Origin of the sequence: Streptomyces sp. NPDC021020, assembly GCF_044333285.1 — a bacterium.
Lineage (GTDB): Bacteria > Actinomycetota > Actinomycetes > Streptomycetales > Streptomycetaceae > Actinacidiphila.
The window spans coordinates 578,047-598,921 of sequence record NZ_JBIRQQ010000006.1; the positions used below are offsets into that span (position 1 = coordinate 578,047).

At 72.9% G+C, this 20,875-nt stretch carries 20 protein-coding genes; 11 read left to right on the forward strand and 9 right to left on the reverse strand.

Annotated features, from left to right (window positions below):
- The first annotated feature begins 338 nt into the window (after positions 1–338).
- Positions 339–2,060: a cellulose binding domain-containing protein gene (locus ACH4SL_RS21285; protein ID WP_398447711.1), complete on the forward strand. Its 1,722-nt coding sequence runs from the start codon at positions 339–341 to the stop codon at positions 2,058–2,060.
- A 140-nt stretch (positions 2,061–2,200) separates the two neighbouring features.
- On the opposite strand, the gene ACH4SL_RS21290 is transcribed toward ACH4SL_RS21285, so the two are convergent.
- From ACH4SL_RS21290 to ACH4SL_RS21305, 4 genes are all read right to left on the reverse strand, one after another.
- A complete protein-coding gene (locus tag ACH4SL_RS21290; RefSeq protein WP_398447713.1) occupies positions 2,201–3,946 on the reverse strand; it encodes a glycoside hydrolase family 27 protein in 1,746 nt (581 codons plus the stop codon).
- Positions 3,947–4,112: 166 nt separating this feature from the next.
- Positions 4,113–4,352, reverse strand: coding sequence for a hypothetical protein (locus ACH4SL_RS21295; RefSeq protein WP_398447715.1), 240 nt, complete (start codon positions 4,350–4,352; stop codon positions 4,113–4,115).
- Between the two features lie 158 nt (positions 4,353–4,510).
- A complete protein-coding gene (locus tag ACH4SL_RS21300) occupies positions 4,511–4,654 on the reverse strand; it encodes a DUF397 domain-containing protein (RefSeq protein WP_398447717.1) in 144 nt (47 codons plus the stop codon).
- Positions 4,655–4,721: 67 nt separating this feature from the next.
- On the reverse strand, positions 4,722–5,588 hold the full coding sequence (locus ACH4SL_RS21305; protein ID WP_398447719.1) for a DUF5753 domain-containing protein: 867 nt from the start codon (positions 5,586–5,588) through the stop codon (positions 4,722–4,724).
- A gap of 241 nt (positions 5,589–5,829) precedes the next feature.
- Between ACH4SL_RS21305 and ACH4SL_RS21310 the strand changes: the two genes are divergently transcribed.
- From ACH4SL_RS21310 to ACH4SL_RS21325, 4 genes are all read left to right on the forward strand, one after another.
- On the forward strand, positions 5,830–6,273 hold the full coding sequence (locus tag ACH4SL_RS21310) for an ATP-binding protein (protein WP_398447721.1): 444 nt from the start codon (positions 5,830–5,832) through the stop codon (positions 6,271–6,273).
- Positions 6,249–6,734, forward strand: a complete 486-nt coding sequence (locus ACH4SL_RS21315; RefSeq protein ID WP_398447723.1) for an NUDIX domain-containing protein — start codon at positions 6,249–6,251, stop codon at positions 6,732–6,734. The genes ACH4SL_RS21310 and ACH4SL_RS21315 overlap by 25 nt, the downstream gene beginning before the upstream one ends.
- On the forward strand, positions 6,731–7,705 hold the full coding sequence (gene hemC, locus ACH4SL_RS21320; protein WP_398447725.1) for a hydroxymethylbilane synthase: 975 nt from the start codon (positions 6,731–6,733) through the stop codon (positions 7,703–7,705). The genes ACH4SL_RS21315 and hemC overlap by 4 nt, the downstream gene beginning before the upstream one ends.
- A gap of 220 nt (positions 7,706–7,925) precedes the next feature.
- The gene (locus ACH4SL_RS21325) at positions 7,926–8,501 is read left to right on the forward strand and encodes a hypothetical protein (RefSeq protein WP_398447728.1); all 576 of its coding nucleotides are present in this window, start codon (positions 7,926–7,928) and stop codon (positions 8,499–8,501) included.
- Here the strand turns inward: ACH4SL_RS21325 and ACH4SL_RS21330 are convergent.
- Positions 8,498–9,112, reverse strand: coding sequence for a histidine phosphatase family protein (locus ACH4SL_RS21330; protein WP_398447730.1), 615 nt, complete (start codon positions 9,110–9,112; stop codon positions 8,498–8,500). The genes ACH4SL_RS21325 and ACH4SL_RS21330 overlap by 4 nt on opposite strands.
- Before the next feature lie 85 nt (positions 9,113–9,197).
- On the opposite strand from ACH4SL_RS21330, the gene ACH4SL_RS21335 reads away from it, so the two are divergent.
- Complete coding sequence (locus ACH4SL_RS21335; protein WP_398447732.1) at positions 9,198–9,632, forward strand: glutaredoxin family protein; 435 nt, start codon at positions 9,198–9,200, stop codon at positions 9,630–9,632.
- Positions 9,633–9,791: 159 nt separating this feature from the next.
- Entirely contained in the window at positions 9,792–10,229 is a 438-nt protein-coding gene (locus tag ACH4SL_RS21340) for a hypothetical protein (RefSeq protein WP_398447734.1), read from the forward strand.
- Positions 10,230–10,232: 3 nt separating this feature from the next.
- On the opposite strand, the gene ACH4SL_RS21345 is transcribed toward ACH4SL_RS21340, so the two are convergent.
- Positions 10,233–10,898, reverse strand: coding sequence for a nitroreductase (locus tag ACH4SL_RS21345; RefSeq protein ID WP_398447736.1), 666 nt, complete (start codon positions 10,896–10,898; stop codon positions 10,233–10,235).
- A 237-nt stretch (positions 10,899–11,135) separates the two neighbouring features.
- Here ACH4SL_RS21345 and bla point away from each other — a divergent pair, with 237 nt between their 5' ends.
- Positions 11,136–12,134 carry a class A beta-lactamase gene (gene bla / locus ACH4SL_RS21350; protein ID WP_398447738.1) on the forward strand — a complete coding sequence of 333 codons (999 nt, stop codon included), beginning with the start codon at positions 11,136–11,138 and terminating at the stop codon, positions 12,132–12,134.
- 773 nt (positions 12,135–12,907) lie between these two features.
- Entirely contained in the window at positions 12,908–16,054 is a 3,147-nt protein-coding gene (locus tag ACH4SL_RS21355; protein ID WP_398447740.1) for an ATP-binding protein, read from the forward strand.
- On the opposite strand, the gene ACH4SL_RS21360 is transcribed toward ACH4SL_RS21355, so the two are convergent.
- Together ACH4SL_RS21360 and ACH4SL_RS21365 are read right to left on the reverse strand one after the other, a co-directional pair.
- Positions 16,026–16,820: an ABC transporter permease gene (locus ACH4SL_RS21360; protein ID WP_398447742.1), complete on the reverse strand. Its 795-nt coding sequence runs from the start codon at positions 16,818–16,820 to the stop codon at positions 16,026–16,028. The genes ACH4SL_RS21355 and ACH4SL_RS21360 overlap by 29 nt on opposite strands.
- The gene (locus ACH4SL_RS21365) at positions 16,817–17,818 is read right to left on the reverse strand and encodes an ATP-binding cassette domain-containing protein (RefSeq protein WP_398447744.1); all 1,002 of its coding nucleotides are present in this window, start codon (positions 17,816–17,818) and stop codon (positions 16,817–16,819) included. Before ACH4SL_RS21365 ends, ACH4SL_RS21360 begins: the two co-directional genes overlap by 4 nt.
- A 269-nt stretch (positions 17,819–18,087) precedes the next feature.
- Here ACH4SL_RS21365 and ACH4SL_RS21370 point away from each other — a divergent pair, with 269 nt between their 5' ends.
- Positions 18,088–19,563: a hypothetical protein gene (locus ACH4SL_RS21370; protein ID WP_398447747.1), complete on the forward strand. Its 1,476-nt coding sequence runs from the start codon at positions 18,088–18,090 to the stop codon at positions 19,561–19,563.
- Positions 19,564–19,651: 88 nt separating this feature from the next.
- Entirely contained in the window at positions 19,652–19,873 is a 222-nt protein-coding gene (locus tag ACH4SL_RS21375; RefSeq protein WP_398447749.1) for a DUF4287 domain-containing protein, read from the forward strand.
- Between the two features lie 18 nt (positions 19,874–19,891).
- Here ACH4SL_RS21375 and ACH4SL_RS21380 read toward each other — a convergent pair whose 3' ends face one another.
- Positions 19,892–20,791, reverse strand: coding sequence for a hypothetical protein (locus ACH4SL_RS21380; protein WP_398447751.1), 900 nt, complete (start codon positions 20,789–20,791; stop codon positions 19,892–19,894).
- Positions 20,792–20,875: the final 84 nt, after the last annotated feature.

A 20,875-nucleotide genomic window follows, 5' to 3' on the forward strand; every position in this document is an offset into this window, starting at 1 on the left:
ATTTCCGCCGCCCGCGGTACCCGTTCCGAGCGCGTACGCACCAGTAGATGTGCGAAAACAGCCAACCTGAAGCCCCCGCGTTCGGCATATTGTCAGCCTCCCGCGCCGTACCTAACAATGGGAGCGCTCCCAAGATCGGCCCGGCCCCCGGCCCCCGGCCCCCGGCCCCGGTGTCGACGCCGGCGCCCCGCTCCACCTCCGCCCGCCCCGACCGGCCCCGCCGGACGCGGCGCACTCCCCCCACCACCCGGCGGCCGCCCGCCGCCCAGCCCAGGAGGTCCCCCATGCGCGTGTCCCGTTCCCGGCTCCGGCGGTTCCGGCCCAGAGCGTGGGCGGTCGTGACGTTCGCGGCCGTCGCGGGCCTGGCGAGCGCCGCGCTCGCCGTCCCGCAGGCGGGCGCCGCGTCCGCCCCCCGGGCGACCGCGGCCGCACCCGCCGCGCTGACCGCCTCCGTCGAGGACGACGGCGCCGACTGCGCCGTGGGGTCGAACAACCCGGCCGCCACCTCCCAGCTCCCCGACCCCTTCACCCGCCTCGACGGCACCCGCGTCAGCACGGTCGGCGACTGGCGGTGCCGCCGCGAGGAGATCAAGCAGCGCGCCGAGGCGACCGTCTACGGCACGAAGCCCGGCAAGCCCGCGAGCGTCACCGGCACGGTGTCCGGCACCAACATCACCGTCAACGTCTCCGACCAGGGCAAGAGCACGAGCTTCTCGGCGAGCGTGAGCCTGCCGAGCGGCACCGGCCCCTTCCCCGCGGTCATCGTGCTCGGCGGCCTGGGCGCCGACACCGCCACGATCAAGGCGTCCGGCGCCGCGGTCATCAACTACGACCCGACGGTCGTCGGCAAGGAGGGCACCCCGCGCAGCAGCAAGCAGGGCGCCTTCTACTCGATCTACGGCTCCAACAGCAGCACGGGCCTGCTGATGGCGTGGTCGTGGGGCGTCAGCCGGATCATCGACGTCATCCAGCAGTCCGGCGGCAACGTCCTCAAGGCCGACGCGACCGGCGTCACCGGCTGCTCGCGCTACGGCAAGGGCGCGTTCGTGGCGGGCGCGTTCGACCAGCGCATCGCGCTGACGATGCCGATCGAGTCCGGCTCGGGCGGTACCGACGTCCTGCGCAGCATCCCCTCCGACAGCGGCTCGCAGCCGCTGGACAGCGCGTACACCGAACAGCCGTGGCTCGGCGACGCGTTCGGCTCGTACACGTCCAACCCGAACGCCCTGCCCGTCGACACGCACGAGATCGTCGGCATGATCGCCCCGCGCGGCGCGTTCATCATGGAGAACCCGCACGTCGACTGGCTCGGCGCGAAGTCCGGCAGCCTCGCCGCGCTCGGCGGCGCGGAGGTCTACAAGGCGCTCGGCGCGGGCAGCAACATCTCCTACTGGTCCGACGTCGCGGACGGCACGCACTGCGCGGTCCGCCCGGAGTGGAAGGCCCCCCTCCAGGCGAGCATCCAGAAGTTCCTGGTGGGCACGGGCTCTGCCCCGGCGGTCTTCCGCGTGTCCTCCCTGAAGTCCGCGAACCTGTCCCAGTGGCGTACGTGGACGACCCCGACGCTGAGCGGCGACTCGTCGGGCGGGACGTCGACGGGTACGAGCACGGGTACGTCGTCGGGCACGTCGACCGGGACGTCCACCGGTACGTCGACCGGCACTTCGACGGGTACGAGCACCGGCACGAGCACGGGCACGTCCACCGGCACAAGCACCGGCACGTCCACCGGTACGACCGGCTCGACCACCGGCGGTAACAGCTCCGGCTGCTCGGCGACGTACACCACGGTGAATTCGTGGGCGGGCGGCTTCCAGTCCGAGGTGACGGTCAAGAACACCGGCACGGCGGCGATCGCCGGGTGGAAGACGGCCTTCACGCTCCCCTCCGGGAGCACGATCACCCAGGTGTGGAACGGCACGAACACCGGCACGAGCGGCGCGGTGACGGTGACCAACGCCTCCTACAACGGCGCCCTCGGCGCGGGCGCGAGCACCACGTACGGCTTCACGGGCAACGGTACGGCCCCCAGCCCGACCGTCAGCTGCACCACCAGCTGACCACCCCGCCCACCCCGTCCGCCCCGCCCCGGCTCCCCCCGGCGGCGGGGCGGCCGGGTGCCGGGCCGGAAGCAGAGTCCAGCCCGACCTCCTGACCTGGCTTCGCGATCAGGTCCACGATGTGAACCGTTCCGGGTTCGTCAGGACACCCTGACGCCGGACCCGAGGGTCCACTGCTGGTTGGCGCCGCCGTTGCAGTTCCACAACTCCAGGCCGGCGCCGTTGGGGTTGGTGGTCCCGGTGACGTCGAGGCAGAGCCCGGACTGGACGCCGGTGATCGTGCCGTTGGAGTTGACGTTCCACTGCTGGTTGGCGCCGCCGTTGCAGTCGTAGATCTCGACGTGCGTACCGGCGGTGGTGGCGCCGCCGTGGGCGTCGAAGCACTTGCCCAGCACCTTGAGCGTCTTGCCCGAGGAGCTGTAGGTGATCTTCTGGTTGGCGCCGCCGTTGCAGTCCCACACCTCCAGCTGGGTGCCGTTCACCAGGGTGCTGTTCGGGTCGTCGGCGCAGCGGCCGGAGAGGGCACTGGTCAGGGTGCCGCCGACCGGAGTCGCGGAGCCGGACGGGGTGACCTTGAACAACGCGGACTCGTGCGGGGCCAGACTCCGGCTGACGGAGTTGGTGAGGGTCTCGTTGGACTTGCCCCAGAGGTTGCGCACCGTGGCGGAACCAGTGAACCCGAGGTCGGAGAAGTCGGCCGTCACCGTCTGGTTGCCGGACTTGTCGGAACGGTTGAACAACGCCACCGTGTAGCTGCCGTCCGGGTTCTTCTGCTTCGTGGCCCACACCTGCAGATCGTTGTTGTTCGAGATCTGGCTGGCCACCACGGAGTCGGTCTGGTTGACGTTGGTGACCTCGGCGTTCTTCAGCATGTTGAGGTCGCCGGCGTCCAGGTTGGTCAGGTCGCTCCCCAGCATCATCACCGACCGCGTGATCGCCCACAGAGTGATCACGCTCTGCCGCTCGTTCACGGTCAGACCGTTGTGGTCACCGTTGCCGACCTCGATCGAGTCCGGGTCGTTCCAGCCACCCGGACCGGCGTACTGCCCCCACTGAGCCAGGTTCGCCCAACGCGGCCCGACGTTGCTCCAGGTGGTGAGGGTCGAGCAGTAGCACTCGATGTCCCCGCCCGTCCGCCAGCTGTTGGAGTACTGCTGCCAGGTCCTGACGTTGTTGATGTCCAGGGTGTTCGACAGGCCGAGGTGGATGGTGCGGCCGGTCTGGTTCAGCGCCTTCGACCAGGCGATGACGTCGTCCTGGTCGCTGGTGTGCACGCCGTCGATCTTTATGTAGTCGACCCCGTAGGAGGCGAACAGGTTCGCCCACGAGTTCACGAACGCCTGTGCCGCGGTGGGGTTCTTGGCGTAGTCGATGAAGTACATGACATTGCCCCACCCCCCGTAGTTCGACTCGAAGGTGGACGTGCTCGAGACGATGTCCCGCGCGTGGTACGACGTGCCCTCGATCGGGGTGTTCTGGTCGTACGCCGCCTTCGGGATGCCCGGCGTCACGTACATGCCGAACTTCTCACCCAGGCCGTGGACGAAGTCGCCCAGGTTCTTCATGCCGTCCGGGAACTTGCCGTTGTCGACGACCCAGCGACCGTACTGATCGACGGTGGTGCCGGGGTTCTTGATGTAGTAGTCGTCCAGGTTGATGTACTTGTAACCCGCGGACATCAGGCCCGAGTCGTGCATCGCCTGGGCCTGGGCCTTGATCTTGGCCTCGGTCGGGTTGTTCCTGACGGAGCTCCAGCTGCTCCAGCCCATAGGCGGCGTCTGCGACGCACCGTTGTCCTGGGCTTGTGCAGGCGCCGAGCCCGTCAGGGTGGATACGAACAGTGACGACACCAGGGCGACCGTCGCGGCGAGCGCGCGTCTGTACATGACTCTCCTTCGAGCCGATACGCTTCACACCAGGAGTTTCATACCGTTCCGTATTGAGCCCTGATGTTCGATCAGGTGTCAATACATCCACCAAAGTCGACTCGATCGAACAGATCCGCTCAGCCCCAAACCGCCACGGCAACGATCGCCGGAGGGAAGACATCACTCACGCGGCCCCCGAGACCGCCCGCCCCCGCACCCGGCGCCGCAGCGCCGCCCCCATGAGAACGGCGGACACCACCCCCGGCCCCATGTGCACGGCGAGCACCCCGACCAGATTCGGCCCGCCCCAGTCATTGCGGTACGTGGCGGCGTCGGACATGTCGACGACGAACGGCTCCGCGACCCCGCGACCGATCAAATAGACCCCGAGCACCACCCCGAGCACCTTGGCGAGTCCCTTCACGACCGCCCCCTTTCTCCTGCCCAGGAGCCTAGGCACGCGATCCGCCCCCGCCCATGACGATGCCCTCCGCATCGACCGGGGGCTGTCCCCCCTGCCCAGCAGGTGAACGGCCCGCACCCCAGTTGCCGCGGGGGCGGGCCGTCGTCGCGCGTGACTTCCTACTCCCCGAACTCCCTGGCTGCCGCAGCCGCGGCGAAGGAGGCGAGGGCAGCGCGGCTGAAGAGCAGCGCGGGGCCGTGCGGGTCCTTGCTGTCCCGGACGGCGGCCGTCTCGGCATCGACGATGCCGTACTCGACGCACACCGCGGTTGAGTCGCTATGCGTGGACTTCCGGCACGGCACGGTCAGGTGGAGAAGCTGCCAACCCGGGTCATGCGTTCTTCCTGAACTCAGCGATCAGGTCAGCCGATGCCTCGGCGGAGAGAGCGACGGAGGTCAGCCTCTGCCAGGCTTCCCGGTAGGTGGCTACCTGCTCGCGTTCCTCGATGTACGACAGGGCCGTGCTCAGACCCTCGGTGTGTACGACATCGAGGTCGGCGTGCGGGCCGAAGCCCAGAACCACAAAGCTTCCGACCTGGCCGACGTGCAAGGGCGCGTCCGAGGGCACCACCTGAACACTGACATTGGGACGTTTCCCCATGGCGAGCAGTCGGCCCAACTGGTCCCGCATCATCCCTTCGACGGTGGACGACGACCGAAGGGTGCCCTCGGCAACGATCGCTCTCAGGACGAGCGGGTTCTCGCGAGTGAGGACCGCCTGACGTGCGAGACGGACCTCGACCAGGGCGTCGATGTGCGCCTCGAACTCCTCGGAAATGGCAGTCGCTCGGATGATCTCGCGGGCGTACTCGCCGGTCTGGAGAAGGCCGGGAATCGCCCCCAGGCCCCACGCTGAGAAGGACGCCGCCTCGGCCTCAAGGCTGATCAGATCCTCGTACGCCGGTGCGATGACACCTCGGTACGAGTGCCACCACCCGCGCTGCCCGCCTTCGCCGGTGAGCGCGATCAGCGCTGCGCGCAACTCGTCGGTCACGTCCTCGCCCAACTCGGCGTAGATGTCGAGCAGGTCCTCGATGTCCTTCGCCTTGGCCGCGGACTTTGCCGTCTCGATCCTCGACAGCTTCGAGGTCACGAACCGGCCCCCGGAGCTGGCGGCCACCTCGTCGAGGGTGCGAGTGCCTCGCAATCCCCGCAGCTTCGCACCGAGGCGCCGACGGCGCACGGTTGGCGCACTCACGTCGCATCCCTCCCGTTCGGCGTCCCGCCCGACAGTCTGCCGCGCGTCGTGACCGCCGTCACTGCGTAGCCAACGCGCCGGACCTCCATTCTGTCAACATACGCAATTTTCTATGGTCATGCAGTACTGGTTGCGATGAGGAGCGCTATTGATGCAGCATTCCATCACGAAGCGCGACCGTGTCGTGACGCTGTCCCGAACATGCGTGCGTGCAGCTGAATTCGCTTGTGAGGGGACTCGCATGATCGAACATCAGTGGGCCGATTCGCCCGCCACCCACACACCGCCCACCGGGCCGCCGCCCACCGTCGTGTTGGCCGACGAGCCGGAATCCGCCAAAGCCGCCAGGAAATTCGTACGGGAGTTCATCCGGTACTACGTTCCGGGCACGTCCGAGGAGCACGTCGACACGGTCGTCCTGGTCGCCTGCGAGCTGGTCAGCAACTCGCTCCGGTACGGCACCGAGCCGGGGGACTCCGTACGCGTCGTGCTCGACGCCGACGACCGGCGGACGCGGATCGAGGTGCACGACCCCGTACGGCGCCACCCGCGCGTGCGGCCGGTGTCGCTCGAACGGGAGCGTGGGCGCGGCCTGCTCATCCTCGACGCGCTGTGCCCGGAAGCGTGGGGCGTCTACGACATCCCGTTCGGCAAGGCCACGTGGGCGGAGGTGAAGGCGTCGTAACTGCCCCCGGCCACCCGCTGACCGCCGCCGTACTCCTCACCAGTCCGGGTGGCGAACTGCTCATCGTGCACCCGGCTAAGGACGGGGCTCCCTGGCAACTGCCGGGCGGCGTCGTCGAAACGCACGAATCCCCCCTTGACGCCGCCCGCCGCGAAATGCGGGAGGAGCTCGGCCTCGACCTCGTCGTGCAGGCACACCACCTGCTCGCCGTCGAGTGGTTGCAGGCCACCCGTCCGGACCGGCGCGACCGCGTCGCGTTCCTGTTCGCCGGGCCGGTCCTGTACCCGTACGACACCGACCGCATCACGTTGCAGCGCAGCGAACTCGACGCCTGGCGCTGGGCGCCCCGCCCCGAAGCGCACGGACTTCTGCACCCCGCCACAGCCGCGCGCGTCGCGGGGCCGCTCGTGGCTCCCCGCGGCACGGTCTACCGTGAAATCAGACGTGAAGGAGCGTTATGAACGCCACCGACTTCCCCGCCCGGAAGCTCCGCATCGGTACGCGCAGCTCACCCCTGGCGCTGGCCCAGGTCGAGCAGGTGTCGGGCCTGCTGCGCAAGTTCGAGCCCGATCTCGACATCGACGTCGTACCGGTCGTGACCGAGGCGGACAAGTGGCAGGGGGACCTCGCCCAGTTGGGCGGGAAGGGACTGTTCGTCCGCGAGATCGACCAGATGTTGCAGCGCGGCCAGGTGGACATGGCCGTGCACTGCATCAAGGACGTGCCTGGCGACGTGCCCATGCCGCGCGGCCTGATCTTCGCCGCGTACCTGCCCCGCGACGACGTACGCGACGTGCTGCTCGTCCCCGAAGGGTCCGGCGTCCGGACGCTCGACGACCTTCCGGCCGGTGCGACCGTGGCGACCTCGGCGGTGCGCCGCAAGGCGCAGATCAACCGCGTGCGCCCGGACCTCAACGTCGTACGCGTCCGGGGCGCGGTGGGCACCCGGATCGACAAGCTCGACGGCAAGCGGCCGATCGACACGAGGCTCGACGCGATGGTCCTCGCGCGCGCGGGCCTCGAACGTCTCGGCATCGCCGAGCGCGCGCGGCAGGTGTTCAGCGTGGCCGAGGTGCTTCCGGCGGTCGGCGCCGCGGCCCTCGGCCTCGAATGCCGGAAGGACGACGAGCCGGTCGCCCATCTGCTCCAGCAGCTCAACCACGACCGCACCATGACCGAGATCACGGCCGAGCGCGTGATGCTGCACGGTCTGCGCGGGCACTGCAACAGCCCGATCGCCGGGCACTGCGTCACCGAGCCCGACGGGCAGCTCAGCCTGCGCGGCATGGTCTTCTCGCGCGACGGCTCCCGGTTCGTGCACGCGCACTTCTGGGGCGAGTCGCTGAACGACCCCGCCGTCCTCGGCTCGCGCGTCTGCGCCGAGCTGCTGCGGCAGGGCGCCCGCGACATCATCGAGGGGATCCCGCACTGACGCTTCGCCCACGGGGCGGCGCGGCCCGGAGAGGGCGGACGGCCCCGGTCGTCACGGCTCTTTCCGGTGGCGGGGCGGTGTGTGCGGGGATGTCGGCATCTTGGTCGGTATCGGACAAAGCGCGTCGTGTTCCGGCCAGCGAGGGGTATCGGCCGGTGTGGGGCGGTGGGCGTGCGGAGACTTGGCGTATCGGAAGAAAGCCTCAGGGGAGGGGAAATCCATGCAGCCCACACCGCCCGGAGATCAGCCCGCGAAGTACCGCAGACCGGGGGCCCGGACACCGCAGACCGACCGGGTGCCGCCCGCCGCCGCGGACGCCGTGGTGCAGGTCGTGAGGAACATCCAGGCGTTCCAGTTCGCCTGGGAGGACCGCGTGTCCCCGACCAAGAAGGCGATCCGCGTCGTGGTGGACGGCTGGCAGATCCTGATCGACGTCCACCCGTGCGACCTGGGCACGGTGTCGACACCGCAGGGCTTCTTCATGGGCGGTGCCTACGTACGCGACGGCGGCGACGGCAACGAGTGCAATCTCGACGAGCTCGCGGAGGCCAATCGTGACGACCTCGGTGTGGACCTGCGCGACGTCTTCATCCAGCACTTCGCCCAGCTCTTCCCGGCCCAGATCGCCGCGATGATCAAGAAAAAGAACGCCAACAGCATCCCGGACCAGGACACGAACTGGCGCCGCCGGGACGATCCGCCGAAGCCTCCGCCCGGCGCTCCGGGTGGCGCCCCGTCCGCGGCCCCGTCCGGCGCCCCGGCCGAACGCAAGCCCTGGCACCGCGACAAGGGCTAGACGCGCACGCCGGGTGAGAAGCCCGTCCAGCGCAGGCCGGCGGGGAGGTGGGCCATGTCGTTCTGGACGAGCAGCGATGTCGGGCGGCCGGGGGCGTAACGGATCACCGTCAGGCTCGCGTTGCCGTGGTTGAGGCCCAGCCAGCGCCAGGGCGGGGCGTCGAGGGCGTGGCGGACGAGCCAGCCGACGAGGAAGTTGTGGGTCACGACCACCTCGTGGACGTCCGCCTCGCCCTCGGCCGGTCCGGTGAAGCGGCCGACCGCCTCCTTCGCCAGCCGCGCCCCCTGCTCGCGCTCCTCGTCGGTGACACCGGCGAGGAAGCTCAGCAGGAAGTCGGCACTGTCCGAGGGGAGTTCGTCGCGGCGCGGCACGTACGGCACGTAGTCCCCGGCGACCTCGCACTCCCGCGGCGCGACCCCGTCCAGCCGCCCCCCGACGATCTCCGCCGTCTCCCGCGCCCGCGCCAGCGGCCCGTGCCACACGGCGGAGACCGGACAACCGGCCAACCGCTCCCCGAGCAGGTGGGCTTGGCGCCGCCCGCGCTCGGACAGCCCGCTCTCGTCCGGGACCGCCTCACCGTGCCGCACGAGATACAGGTACCTGGCGCCCATCGGAACCCCTCTCTCCCCTTACGGAGCGACGCCCCGGCCGCGCCCGGCGGTTCCGCGGGAGGCCGGCGGGGGTAGCGTGCTGGGCATGATGCGCGTGTGGGGGATGGCGATCGCGCTGCTCGTCGCCGGTGGGCTCGCTGGCGGGGTGTACGTCGCGCAGGGCAACTACCCGGCCGGGGGCGGCTTCATCGGGGGGTTCCTGGTGATGGCGGCGGTCAACTCGCCGGTCATCTTCCCGCGTTCGGTGAGCGCGGCGGAGGCGGGGCGGCGCAGTGCGGCGGACGGGCGGGTCGTTGTCTACTGGCGGCCCGGGTGCGCGTACTGCCTGCGGCTGCGGGCCAGGCTGGGGTGGCGGGCGCGGCGGGCGTACTGGGTGAACATCTGGCGGGATCCGGCGGCGGCCGCGGCCGTGCGGGAGGTCAACGACGGGAACGAGACCGTGCCGACCGTCGTGGTCGGGGGGCGGGCGCACACCAATCCCGATCCGGCGTGGGTGCGGGGGCAGTTGGCGGGGACGTGATCCCGCGGCCCGCGCTTGCGCGGTGCGTGTTCGGGGCGCCGAGGGTGCGCGCGCCCTCCGGTGTGAGGCTGCCCTGACCGCCGGGGGTCCCGCGCCTCGGAGCCGGGCGCTTCCTCGCCGGGCGCGGTATCGTCGCGGGCATGACGACACGAAAGGGCGATGCCGCGTAGGCCGCCCGGCGCGCTACGCGCCGCACCGCACACCCGCCGGGGAGCTGCCCGGCCGTACAGCCAGGTCAGGGGCCTGGGGAGAAGCGCGCAGGGCGCCGTACGGCGGATGGAGGCGGGCAGGTTCTGGCCCGGCTTCCTGAGCGGGGCGCTCGCGACGTACGAGGGGTTCCTGCGGCAGCCGGGCCGCGTGCTCTACCCGCCGCTCGCCGACTGCCCCTGCTGCGACATCCTCGACGCGCGCGACGACATAGAGGAGATGCTGCACGCCCTCCCGCCGCGCGCCCGGCGGGAGTTGGGGCGGATCGTCGCGCGGCTGGACACGGAGTTCGAGCGGCGGACGCTGCCGGATCCGTTCGCCGCGGCGCAGGCCGCGAGTTGGCGGCACCAGCGCCGCCCGTGGTGGCATCTGCGGCTCATCTCGCCCTGAGCGTCAGTCCCCGACGAAGCGCACCGTCTCCGGCAGCGGCGCCCGGCCCGTGAACAGCGGCGGGGCGCCCGCCGGTTCGTACCCGATCGCCATCCCGCACAGCAGGACGTGGCCCTCCGGGGCCCCGACGGCGTCGCTGACGGTCGTGCGGTACGTCGTCCACATCACCTGCGGGCAGCTGTGCAAGCCCTCCGCGCGCAGCAGCAGCATCACCGTCTGGAGGTACATCCCCGCGTCGGCCCACTGGCCGGGGCCCATCGCCGGGTCGAGGTAGCAGAAGAGGACGGCGGGCGCGCCGAACGCCGCCGCGTTGAGGGCGGCGATCTTACGGGGACGGTCCGGGTCGTCGCGCGCGATGCCGAGTGCCGCGTAGCGCTGGGCCGCCGCCGCGGCGAAGCGCTCGCTGTAGGGCGCCGCCAACTCCGCCGGATACATGGGGTATTCGCGGAGGTCGCCCGCATCCCCGGCGAACGCGCGGGCGGTGGCCCGCTCCTTCAGCTCCGCGAGCGGCCCGCCGGTCACGACGTACACCCGCCACGGCTGAAGATTGCCGCTGGACGGGGCGTGCGCCGCGGCGGCCAGCACGCGCCGCAGCACCTCGCCGGGTACGGGCTCGCCGCTGAAGGCCCGCACCGCGCGGCGGCTGCGTACGGCCTCGTAGACGTCCATCCGTCTCCTCGCTGGGCGCGGTCCGCTCGCGCCGCGGTGGCTTGCCGGGGTCGGCTTTCGCGGCGGTGGCTGGTCGCGGTCCGGCCGCGCGGCGGGGCTTGCTGGGGTCGGCTCCCGCGGCGGTGGCTCGTGGCGGGAGGCTTGCGCCGCGCGGCCCCCGCAGCATCGCATGGGCGGCGCGCCGGGCGTCCGGGCGGGTCTTTGACTCCGGTGGGGCGGCGGGTGAGGGTGGCGGGCATGGCCCGTTCCGCCCGCCGCCCGGTCGCGGCCGCCTTCGCCCTTGCTCTCGGCCTGCTCGCCGGGTGCGGGGGCGGCTCCCCGGCACCGCCGGTGGCTCCCGCTGCCCCGGCGGCTCCCGTGGGGCCGGGCCCCGCGTCCGGCCCGGCACCGCATGCCGCCGCGTCCGGCACGGCGCAACTCCCTGCCACCGACGCGGTGTTCCGCGCCATCGAGGACAGCTACGGCGCCCGCGTCGGCCTCTACCTCCTCGACACCGGCACCGGCCGCACCGTCACCTACCGGGCCGACCGCCGCTTCGCCGCGTGCTCGACGCTCAAGGTGCTCGCCGCGGCCGCGCTGCTCCGGCAGGAGGAGACGGACCTCGACCGTACGCTCACGTACACCCGCGCCGACGTACTCGACCACGCCCCCGTCACCTCGCGGCACGTCGCCACGGGCATGGCGCTGCGCGACGTCATGGACGCGGCGCTGCGCTACAGCGACAACACCGCGGAGAATCTGCTGCTGCGCGAACTCGGCGGCCCGGCGGGCCTCCAGCGGGCGGTGCGCGGCCTCGGCGACGCGACGACGCGGGTGGACCGCACCGAGCCGTCCCTCAACGAGGCCGCTCCCGGCGACATCCGCGACACGAGTACGGCCCGCGCCCTCGCCGCGGACCTGCGCGCGCTGCTCCTCGGCACCGCGCTGCCCGCCTCCCGCCGGGCCCTCCTCACCGACTGGATGACCCGCAACACCACCGGCGATCCCTACATCCGGGCGGCGCTCCCCGAGGGCTGGACGGCCGCGGACAAGACCGGCAGCGGCGGCTACGGCACCCGCAACGACATCGCCGTCGTCCGCCCTGCGGCGCGGGCGCCGCTCGTCATCGCCGTCCTGACCTCCCGCGAACACGCGGCCGCGTCCTCTGCGGACGAGCTGATCGCCGACGTGGTCCGCGCGGCCCTCAACGCCCTTGCCCCGCCGGGTGCGCTGTCCCTCACCCCCACCGGCCGGTAGCCGCCCACTCCTGTCGGAGGGGGACGGTGCGGGGGTGCCCTTGCCCCGCCGGGCGCGCTGTCCCTCACCCCCCTCCGGCCGGTAGCCGCCAACGCTCCTGGGAGGGGGACGGTGCGGGGTGCCCCCGCAGGAATGCGCATCGACTCCGTCGCGGATACGGGTGAGGTCAGACGCGCATTCCGAGGAGGTGCCCCGTGGCGGTACCCGACCCGCCCACCCGCGTGGCGCGCGATGCCGCGCCGGGCACACCGGGGGCGCGAGGAACTGCGCGAGCAACCCCCTACCGGGGCGCGGGTAGTCACCGGCCCGAAGGGGCAACCCGGTCCGCCCCGGACCACCGGCCGGTGGGGGCTTGTCGCGCAGTTCCCCGCGCCCCCGGTGTCACCCGGCGGGGCATCGCGCGCCTGCGCAGTGGGTGGGGTCGGGGGCCACTCCGGGGGTACCTCCTCGGAATGCGCGTCCGACCTCATGAGGTAGGTGACGGCGACTGCGTGCGCATTCCTCCGGGGGCACCCCCGGATCGTCCCCCTCCCGGGGAGCGTGGGCGGCTGCCAGCCGGTGGGGGTGAGGGATAGCGCGCCCGGCGGGGCATGGGCACCCCCGGATCGTCCCCCTCCGGCAGGAGTCAGCGGCTGCCAGCCGGTGGGGGAGGAGGGGCGGCCCCTCCCGAGGAGCGTGGGCGGCTGCCAGCCGGTGGGGGCGAGGGACAGCGCGCCCGGCGGGGCAAGGGCGCCCCCCTTTCCACGTAGCCCGCAGGGCTACTCTGCAGAGTTGTGAGCACCGAGTTGACGTTGTTGCCCCGCGTGGCCTTCCGGGGGCGGGAGATCACGGCCCCCCGGCTGCGGGGGCTGCTCGCGTTGCTCGCGGGGGAGCAGGGGGCGGGGTGCAGCGCGGGGCGGCTGGTGGCGGGGTTGTGGGGGGAGGAGGACGCGCCGGAGCGGCCGGGGAAGGCCGTGCAGGTGTTGGTGTCGCGGCTGCGGGCGCAGCTCGGTGCGGATGTGGTGGTGACGACGCCGACGGGGTATCGGCTGACGCTGGACGAGGAGCAGGTGGACGCCTCCGCGTTGTTGCTGCGTGCGGCGGAGGCGCAGGAGTGCGCGCGGCGGGGGGACCACGCGGGGGTGCTCGCCGCCGCGGAGGCGGGGCTCGCGTTGTGGGACGGGGGTGGGGACCGGGGCGAGGATCCGGTGGGGGCGCTGCGGGCGGAGCGCGCGGGCGCGCACGAGGGGCTGCGGAGGCGGCGCGCGCTGGCGGTGGCGCGGCTGGGGCGGGGTGCGGAGGCGGTGGTGCTGCTGGCGGAGGTGGTCGCGGGGGCGCCGCGGGACGAGGAGGTGCTGGGGGAGCTGCTGCGGGCGGAGGCCGGGAGCGCGGGGCCCGCGGCGGCGCTGACGCGGTACGACGCCTATCGCAGGCGGCTGCGGGCCGAGTTGGGCGCCGATCCGGGGGCGGCGCTGCGCGCGGTGCACGCGGAGCTGCTGCGGGCGGAGGCGCCCGCGGTCCGCAAGGGCGTGCCGCACGAGCCGAACGAGCTGGTGGGCCGGGCGGCGGACGTCGCCGCGGTGACGGAGCTGCTGCACACCTCGCGGGTGGTGACGGTCGCGGGTCCTGGCGGGCTCGGCAAGACGCGGCTGGCGCAGCTGATCGCGCGGGAGGCGGACCGGCGCACGGTGTGCTTCGTGCCGCTGGCCGCGGTGTCCGCGGACGCCGACGTGGCGGGCGAGGTCGCCGCGGCGCTGGGCGCGGCGGACGTACGGGGCCAGGGCGCGGCGGGCGCGATCGCGGCGGGGCTCGGCCAGGGCCCGGCGCTGCTGGTGCTGGACAACTGCGAGCAGGTGGTGGCCGGGGTCGCCGACCTCGTACGGGCGCTGGTCGCGCTGTCGCGTGACCTGCGGGTGCTGACGACGAGCCGCGCGCCGCTGGGGCTGACGTCGGAGGCGGTGTACGCGCTGCCGGAGCTGGACCGCGCGCACGCCGCGGAGCTGTTCGCGCAGCGGGCCCGGGCCGCCCGCCCGGGTGTCGAGCTGCCCGCCGCGCAAGTGGCGGAGCTGTGCGCGCAGTTGGACGGGCTGCCGCTGGCGGTGGAGCTGGCGGCGGCGCGGGTGCGGGCGCTGTCCGTGACCGAGATCGCCCGCCGTCTCCAGGACCGGCTGCCGGACCGCTACGCCCTGCTGCGCGGCGCCGCCCGGGACACCCCGGAGCGGCACCGTACGCTGCACGCGGTCGTCGAGTGGAGCTGGAATCTGCTGGAGGAGGACGCGCAGGCGGCGCTGCGCGCGCTGTCCGTCCTCCCCGGCGGCTTCACCGAGGACGCGGCCGCCCACGTGCTGCCCCCGGACACGGACGTCCTCGGCACGCTGGAGCAGCTCGCTGACCAGTCGCTGCTGTCGGCGGCGGACACCGTCGCCGGGGTGCGCTTCCGGATGCTGCAGACCGTACGGGAGTTCTGCGCGGCCAAGCGCACGGCGGCGGGCGAGGACGCCGAGGTGGTGACCCGACTGCTGGCGTGGGCACGGGACTTCGGGCGGACCGAGCACGATGTGCTGTTCGGCACGGACCCGTTCGACTCGTGGGACCGGGTGCGCGCCGAACAGGCCAACCTGGCACTGGCGTTGCGGCACGCGCTGGCCCGCGGCGACGGGCCGTCGATCGCGTCGGCGGCCGCGGTGCTGGGCGCGATCTGGTCGACCGGCTCCAACTACGGCCGCCTGGTGGCGCTCGCCGCGGACACCGGCCCGCCGCTGTCCCACTACGACCCCGAGCCGGAGTACGTCGAGGTCGTGCGCACGGCCGCGGCGATCTGCACGGCGACGCTCTTCATGGGCCTGGGCCCGCGCGCCCTGCGCCCCCTGTACACGCTGCGCCGCCTGCCGCAGGGCGAACCCGACACGCTGGTACGGGCGTTGGCGCAGGTGCTGTGCGTGATCCCGGATCTGCGGCCGCCCGGCTATACGCAGCTGCGCGAGCTGTGCGGGCGCGGTGGCCAGCCGCTGCTGGCGGGCGTCGCCGAATGCGTGGCGAGCTACGTGTGGGAGTACGAGGACGGGCCGGTGGCCGCGCTGGCCGCCGCGCGCCGGGCGCTGGCGGGCCTGGAGCCGCTGCACCACCCGCTGCTGCGGATGCTGTGCAACGCCAGGATCAGCGAACTGGCCCTGCGGATGGGCCAGGGCGACGACGCGTACCAGCACCTGCTGGCGACGCTGGCCCAGCAGCAGGCTGTGGGCGACCGGACCGACACCATGAACGTACGGGCCGCGCTGGTGCTCGCGTGCCTGCAGCGCGGCGCCGTCGACGAGGCCGAGCAGTGGCTGGAGCAGGCCGCGGACCGCGAGCCGTCCGACGTCGCGGACGCGGACGCCGCCGGGGCGCTGGGCGCGCGCGCCGAGATCGCGCTGGCCCGCGGGCTGACGGAGCTGGGGCTCGGGCTGTGGCGGGAGGCGGTGGCGGTGCTGGACGGCGGGGGTCCGCCGCCCGGTGGTGAGGCGTACATGAACGCGTGGGCGCTGCAGATGCAGGCCGCGGCGCTGGGCGCGCACGCCCGGTGCGGGCGGGTGGAGCCGGTCGCGGGGCTGGCGGCGCGGTTGCGGTCGCGGCTGGAGTGGATGCTCACCCCGCGCGACGGGCGCCCGCCGGTCCCGGCGGCCGAACTGCCCGTCTACGGCACGGTGCTGCTGGCGCTGGGGCATGCCGCGCTCGCGGGCGGCGACGCATCGGCGGCGCGCTGGGTGGCGCTGGCCGAACGCCTGGGTGTGCTGGGCGAGTTGCAGCCGCCGACGGCCGTGGCCGACGCGCGGGCCGCGGCCGAGGACGCCGACGGGGCGGCGTACTCGGCGGCTGTCGCAGAGTACGCCGCCCTGGGGCGGGGGGAGTTGCGGGGCGCGGTGCTCGCGACCGTCACCGGGCGTTCGACGGGTCGCGGTTGAACAGGCTCGTCGACCACCAGGCGCCGAGCGCGGTGAGGGCGACGCCCCAGCCGACCGCGAGCCACCCGTTGTGCCCGATCGGCGTGCCCAGCAGCAGGCCGCGCAGCGATTCGATGAAGGGCGTGAAGGGCTGGTAGTCCGCGAACCAGCGGAACCACCCCGGCATCGAGTCGACGGGCACGAACGCGCTGCCCAGCAGCGGCAGGATCATCAGCGGCAGCCCGACGTTGCTCGCGCCCTCCGGATTCGGCGAGGACAGGCCGATGCCGACCGCGAGCCACGTCAGCGCCAGGCCCACCAGCAGCGTCAGGCCGATCGCGGCCAGCCACTCCAGCAGCGAGGCGTCGGTGCGGAAGCCGATCGCGAAGCCCACGCCGATGACGAGCACGACGCTGACGAGCACCTGGAGCACCCCGCCGACCACGTGCCCGACCAGGACGGACCCGCGGTAGATCGCCATGGTGCGGAAGCGGGCGATGATGCCCTCGGTCATGTCGGTGCACACCGACACCGCGACGCCGAGCGACGCACCGCCGATGGTCATCATGAGGATGCCGGGCACCACGTAGGCGACGTAGGTGGCGCGGTCCGGGTGCCCGCCGAGCCCCGAACTCATCACGTCGCCGAAGATGTAGACGAAGATCAGCAGCAGCATCACGGGCGTGAGCAGCAGGTTGAGCGTCATGGACGGGTAGCGGCGGGCGTGCAGCAGATTGCGGCGGACCATCGTGGACGAGTCGCGTACGGCCAGGGGCAGGGTGCTCATCGGGCGTTCTCCTCGGCGGACTTGGCGGGGGCGGGCAGGGTGGTGGCGGGGCCGGTCAGCGCGAAGAAGACGTCGTCCAGGTCCGGGGTGTGCACGGTCAGCTCGTCGGCGGCGACCTCGGCGGCGTCCAACCAGTCGAGGATCGCCCGCAGTTCGCGCTGTGTGCCGTCGCTCGGGATCTGCAGCGCCAGCGCCTCGTCGTCGCGGGCGGAGCCGGTGAGCGCGCGGGCGGCGCTCTCGTACGCGGCCGGGTCGGTGAAGCGCAGCCGGACGTGCCCGCCCGGCACCAGCCGCTTGAGCTCGTCCGCGGTGCCCTGCGCGACGAGCCGCCCGCCGTTCAGCAGGGCGATACGGTCGGCGAGTTCGTCGGCCTCCTCCAGGTACTGCGTGGTGAGGAAGACGGTCACACCGCCCGCGACCAGCTCGCGGATGACGCCCCAGGTGGCGTTGCGGGCGCGCGGGTCCAGGCCTGTCGTCGGCTCGTCGAGGAAGATCACCCGCGGCCTGCCGACCAGCGTCATGGCGATGTCGAGGCGCCGCCGCATCCCGCCGGAGTAGGTCGACGCGGGCTTGCGGGCGGCCTCGGCGAGGTCGAAGCGCTCCAGCAACTCGGCGGTGACGGTGCGTCGTTCGGTACGGCCGAGGTGGTGCAGGTCGGCCATCAGGAGCATGTTCTCCTCGCCGGTGATCAGGTTGTCCACCGCGGAGAACTGCCCCGTCACGCCGATCGCCGCCCGCACCGCATGCGGCGCGGCCACCAGGTCGTGCCCGGCGACGCGGGCCTCGCCGCCGTCCGCGCCGATCAGCGTGGAGAGGATCTGCACGGCGGTGGTCTTGCCCGCGCCGTTCGGCCCGAGCAGCGAGAAGACGGTGCCCGCCGGAACGCTCAGGTCGATGCCGTCCAGGACGGTCTTCTCGCCGTAGGCCTTGCGCAGCCCGCGGGCCTCGATCGCGATGTCCGGCGCGGTGCCCGCCGGGGGCTTCGGTGTCGTCGTCATGCCGGCAAGGCTGCGGGCGCGCGCCTTCACGCCGGTTGCAGCGCGGTTTCAGTGCGTACGGGCGGGGGCCGCGGCCTGAAACCGCGGGGGCCGGAGCCGCGCCCGTACACGTATCCCGTGCACGCCCCTGCACGTATCCCGTGCACCAGCCGAACCAGCCGCCCCGGCAGGGGAGTTCAGCCGAAATTGCCACAGGCGTCTCTCGCGCGTCGCCCGGCTGCTGGATCGTCGGGGGCGCTCCGGAAGACCGGCTGAAAGGAACTTCTGCCATGCGTGACATGAAGGACATCCGCAGGTCGCACCCCCGCTCCCGTACCGCGGGCGTCGCGGGCGTGGGCGGTACGGCCCTGCTGCTGGTGGCGGCGTCGGTGCTCGGGCTGACCGCCTCGCCCGCGGCGGCGGCCGCCCCGTCCACCACCGCCGGGCACGGCACGCAGCACCTGCCGTCCGTGACCGTGCGGCGCGGCGGCCCCGCGCACACCGTGCACGTCACGGCCGACCGCAGCGGCGAGGCCGTCGTGACGCTGTCCGCGCGGGCGCCCGGCGTCTCCTGGGGCACGAAGGGCGCCGAATCCGCGGTCGTGTCGGCGTACGTCGACGGGCACTACGCCACCGACATCGTGATCCCCTCCGACCAGCCGGTCACCCGCGACTTCAGCCTCGGCCACCTCACCCGCGGCCGCCACACGCTGGCCTTCCGCTTCGCCGCCGACCGCTCACCGCTGGCCGCGACCCGCGCCACCCTCGGCGGAATCAGCCTCAAGGTCTACGGCGAGACCACCGACATGGGCCTGATCCTGCGCAACGCGCCCGTGCTCTACGGCCGCAACCTCCCCGACCTGGGCAGCCGCTTCCAGAGCAGCACCACCGACGCGCCGCTGTACGAATACCACGAGGTGCTGCCCGCCAAGACCCCCGGCCACAAGATCCTGCAGTACACCGTCATCTGGACGAACGAGGACGGCGGCACCAACTCGCCAGCCCTGATGGCCCGCTGGGGCCGCACGACCGACATCGAGTGGGCCTACGACGTCGAGGTCGACGCCCACGGCAAGCCGGTGCCCGGCACCGGCGTCTACCAGGCCGCCAACCACCAGACGCTGGTCTTCGCGGGCGCTTACGAGGGCGACCGGCCGCGGCTGGAGACGTGCACCTCCAACAACAACCTGTGCGACACCGTCGACGACCCGATGCGCTTCTCGCCCGCGCCCGTCCAGGAACTGCCCGCGGGCCAGCCGCGCGAGCACATGATGGACGTCAACCCGTGGCTCTACCCCGTCATGGCGCAGGAGATGACCCGCGAGGGCAAGATCGAGTCGCCGTCCAGCCCCGCCACCCCCGAACTCGGCGACCAGCGCACGTACCTCTACCTGGCCGTCGCCCACACCGCGACCCCGTCCGCCGACGCGGGCGCGGTCGGCCTGTCCGTCGGCGTACGCCTCAAGGGCGACCCGACGCTCTACCGCTCGAACCATGTCGACCCGACGTGGTCGATCACCCGCGAGGGCACCGCGGCCACGACCGTCGAACTCCCCGCGGGCACCACGCAGTCGGACATCGCGGAGATCGTCGCCCTGCGCACGCCGGTGACGGAGACCGGCGCGAGCCTGACCGTCACCGCCGTCACCCGCGCGTTCTTCCTCCAGGACGACTACCTGCCCGCCGACTCGTTCCTGACCTGGACCGGCTCCACCGTCCTGACCCAGGGCGCCCCCGAGGCACCCCTGTTCACCGCGGCGGGCTGAAAACCGGGCGGCGGCGACCGATGATTTCGGCGCCGCCGCCCTGTCTACCCCTGTGACCGGATCCGAACGCCCGTGCAGGGAGACGCACATGACCACCCAGGCCGCCGCCGTGAAGGGCCCCGCGAGCTACTTCCCCTCCATCGAGAAGAAGTACGGCCGCCCGATAGCCGAGTGGCAGCAGATCGTCCGCTCCTCGCCGCTGACCCGCCACATGGAGCTGGTCGGCTGGCTCAAGGCCGAGCACGGCCTGGGCCACGGCCACGCCAACGCTCTCGTGGCGGCGACCCTCGCGGAGGACGCCCGCGGCTGAACCACCCCGCCGTACGGGTCAGGTCGTGGCCGTCGCCGAGCCGCCGAGGCTGCTGCGGACGGTGATCGACCGCGGGTTGTCGAGCCACTGGTGCTGGGCCTCGTACGTGCCGCCGCCCTTGGCGGTGAGCGGGAACATGAAGCTGTCGGACGCGGTGAGGTAGACGCCCAGGATCGCGTTCGGGTCGCTGCTGGTCGCCGTGATCTTCAGCAGGCCCTTCTTCCACTCCGCGCTCTTGACCGTGACGGTGTCGGTGGCCGGCGGCGCGGTCGCCGGGACGACGGTCACGGTGCCGGACGCGCTGCCGCCGTCCGCGGTGGCGGTGACGGTGACGGGCTGGTCGACGGTGACGGCCGAGGTCGTGATCGGGAAGGGCGTGGTGTCCGACCCCACGGTGGCGAGCACGGACTCCGGGACGGCCAGCACCGCCGGGTTGCTGCTGACCAGGTGGATCAGCCCGGTGTCGCTGTCCGCCGTACCGGACAGCCGCACCTTCCCGGTGGCCGGGCTCCCGCCGGGGATCGGCGCGGGCGTGAAGGTCACCGCGGTCGCGACGGGCCCGGACGGCGCCGGGTTGCTGTTCAGGCACGGCGTGGCGGTGACCCCGCCCGCGGTCGCCTCCACGCACGCGAACTCGCCGGACCCGTGGAAGACGAAGGTGGTGACCGTGAAGGTGGCGCTGCTGGAACCCGCCGGCACGGTCACGGTCGGCGGGACCGTGAGGACGGTCGTGTCGGTGCTCTCCAGCGAGACGACGGTGTCGCCGTCCACCGGCGCGACCAGCGTGACCGTCCCGGTGGCGGGCGCCCCGCCGGTGACGGTGTGCGGCGAGATCAGCGCGTCGGCCAGCACCCCCGCGCCCCCCGCGACCGCGCCCGGCGCGACCGCGAGCCCTCCCGCGCCGACCGCCACCAGCACGGCGACGCCGACACCCGTCCGACGGAACCGATCCCGTAAACCACGTGCGGAACGAAGACTGAACACCCGGACCTCCAGGCCGAG

Bases quoted from the DNA above. Each gene is read 5' to 3' on its own strand.
- ACH4SL_RS21290 (WP_398447713.1), bottom strand. From the start codon at position 3,946: ATGTACAGACGCGCGCTCGCCGCGACGGTCGCCCTGGTGTCGTCACTG.
- ACH4SL_RS21310 (WP_398447721.1), top strand. From the start codon at position 5,830: ATGATCGAACATCAGTGGGCCGATTCGCCCGCCACCCACACACCGCCC.
- hemC (WP_398447725.1), top strand. From the start codon at position 6,731: ATGAACGCCACCGACTTCCCCGCCCGGAAGCTCCGCATCGGTACGCGC.
- ACH4SL_RS21325 (WP_398447728.1), top strand. From the start codon at position 7,926: ATGCAGCCCACACCGCCCGGAGATCAGCCCGCGAAGTACCGCAGACCG.
- ACH4SL_RS21330 (WP_398447730.1), bottom strand. From the start codon at position 9,112: ATGGGCGCCAGGTACCTGTATCTCGTGCGGCACGGTGAGGCGGTCCCG.
- ACH4SL_RS21335 (WP_398447732.1), top strand. From the start codon at position 9,198: ATGATGCGCGTGTGGGGGATGGCGATCGCGCTGCTCGTCGCCGGTGGG.
- ACH4SL_RS21340 (WP_398447734.1), top strand. From the start codon at position 9,792: ATGCCGCGTAGGCCGCCCGGCGCGCTACGCGCCGCACCGCACACCCGC.
- ACH4SL_RS21345 (WP_398447736.1), bottom strand. From the start codon at position 10,898: ATGGACGTCTACGAGGCCGTACGCAGCCGCCGCGCGGTGCGGGCCTTC.
- bla (WP_398447738.1), top strand. From the start codon at position 11,136: ATGGCCCGTTCCGCCCGCCGCCCGGTCGCGGCCGCCTTCGCCCTTGCT.
- ACH4SL_RS21360 (WP_398447742.1), bottom strand. From the start codon at position 16,820: ATGAGCACCCTGCCCCTGGCCGTACGCGACTCGTCCACGATGGTCCGC.
- ACH4SL_RS21365 (WP_398447744.1), bottom strand. From the start codon at position 17,818: ATGACGACGACACCGAAGCCCCCGGCGGGCACCGCGCCGGACATCGCG.
- ACH4SL_RS21370 (WP_398447747.1), top strand. From the start codon at position 18,088: ATGCGTGACATGAAGGACATCCGCAGGTCGCACCCCCGCTCCCGTACC.
- ACH4SL_RS21375 (WP_398447749.1), top strand. From the start codon at position 19,652: ATGACCACCCAGGCCGCCGCCGTGAAGGGCCCCGCGAGCTACTTCCCC.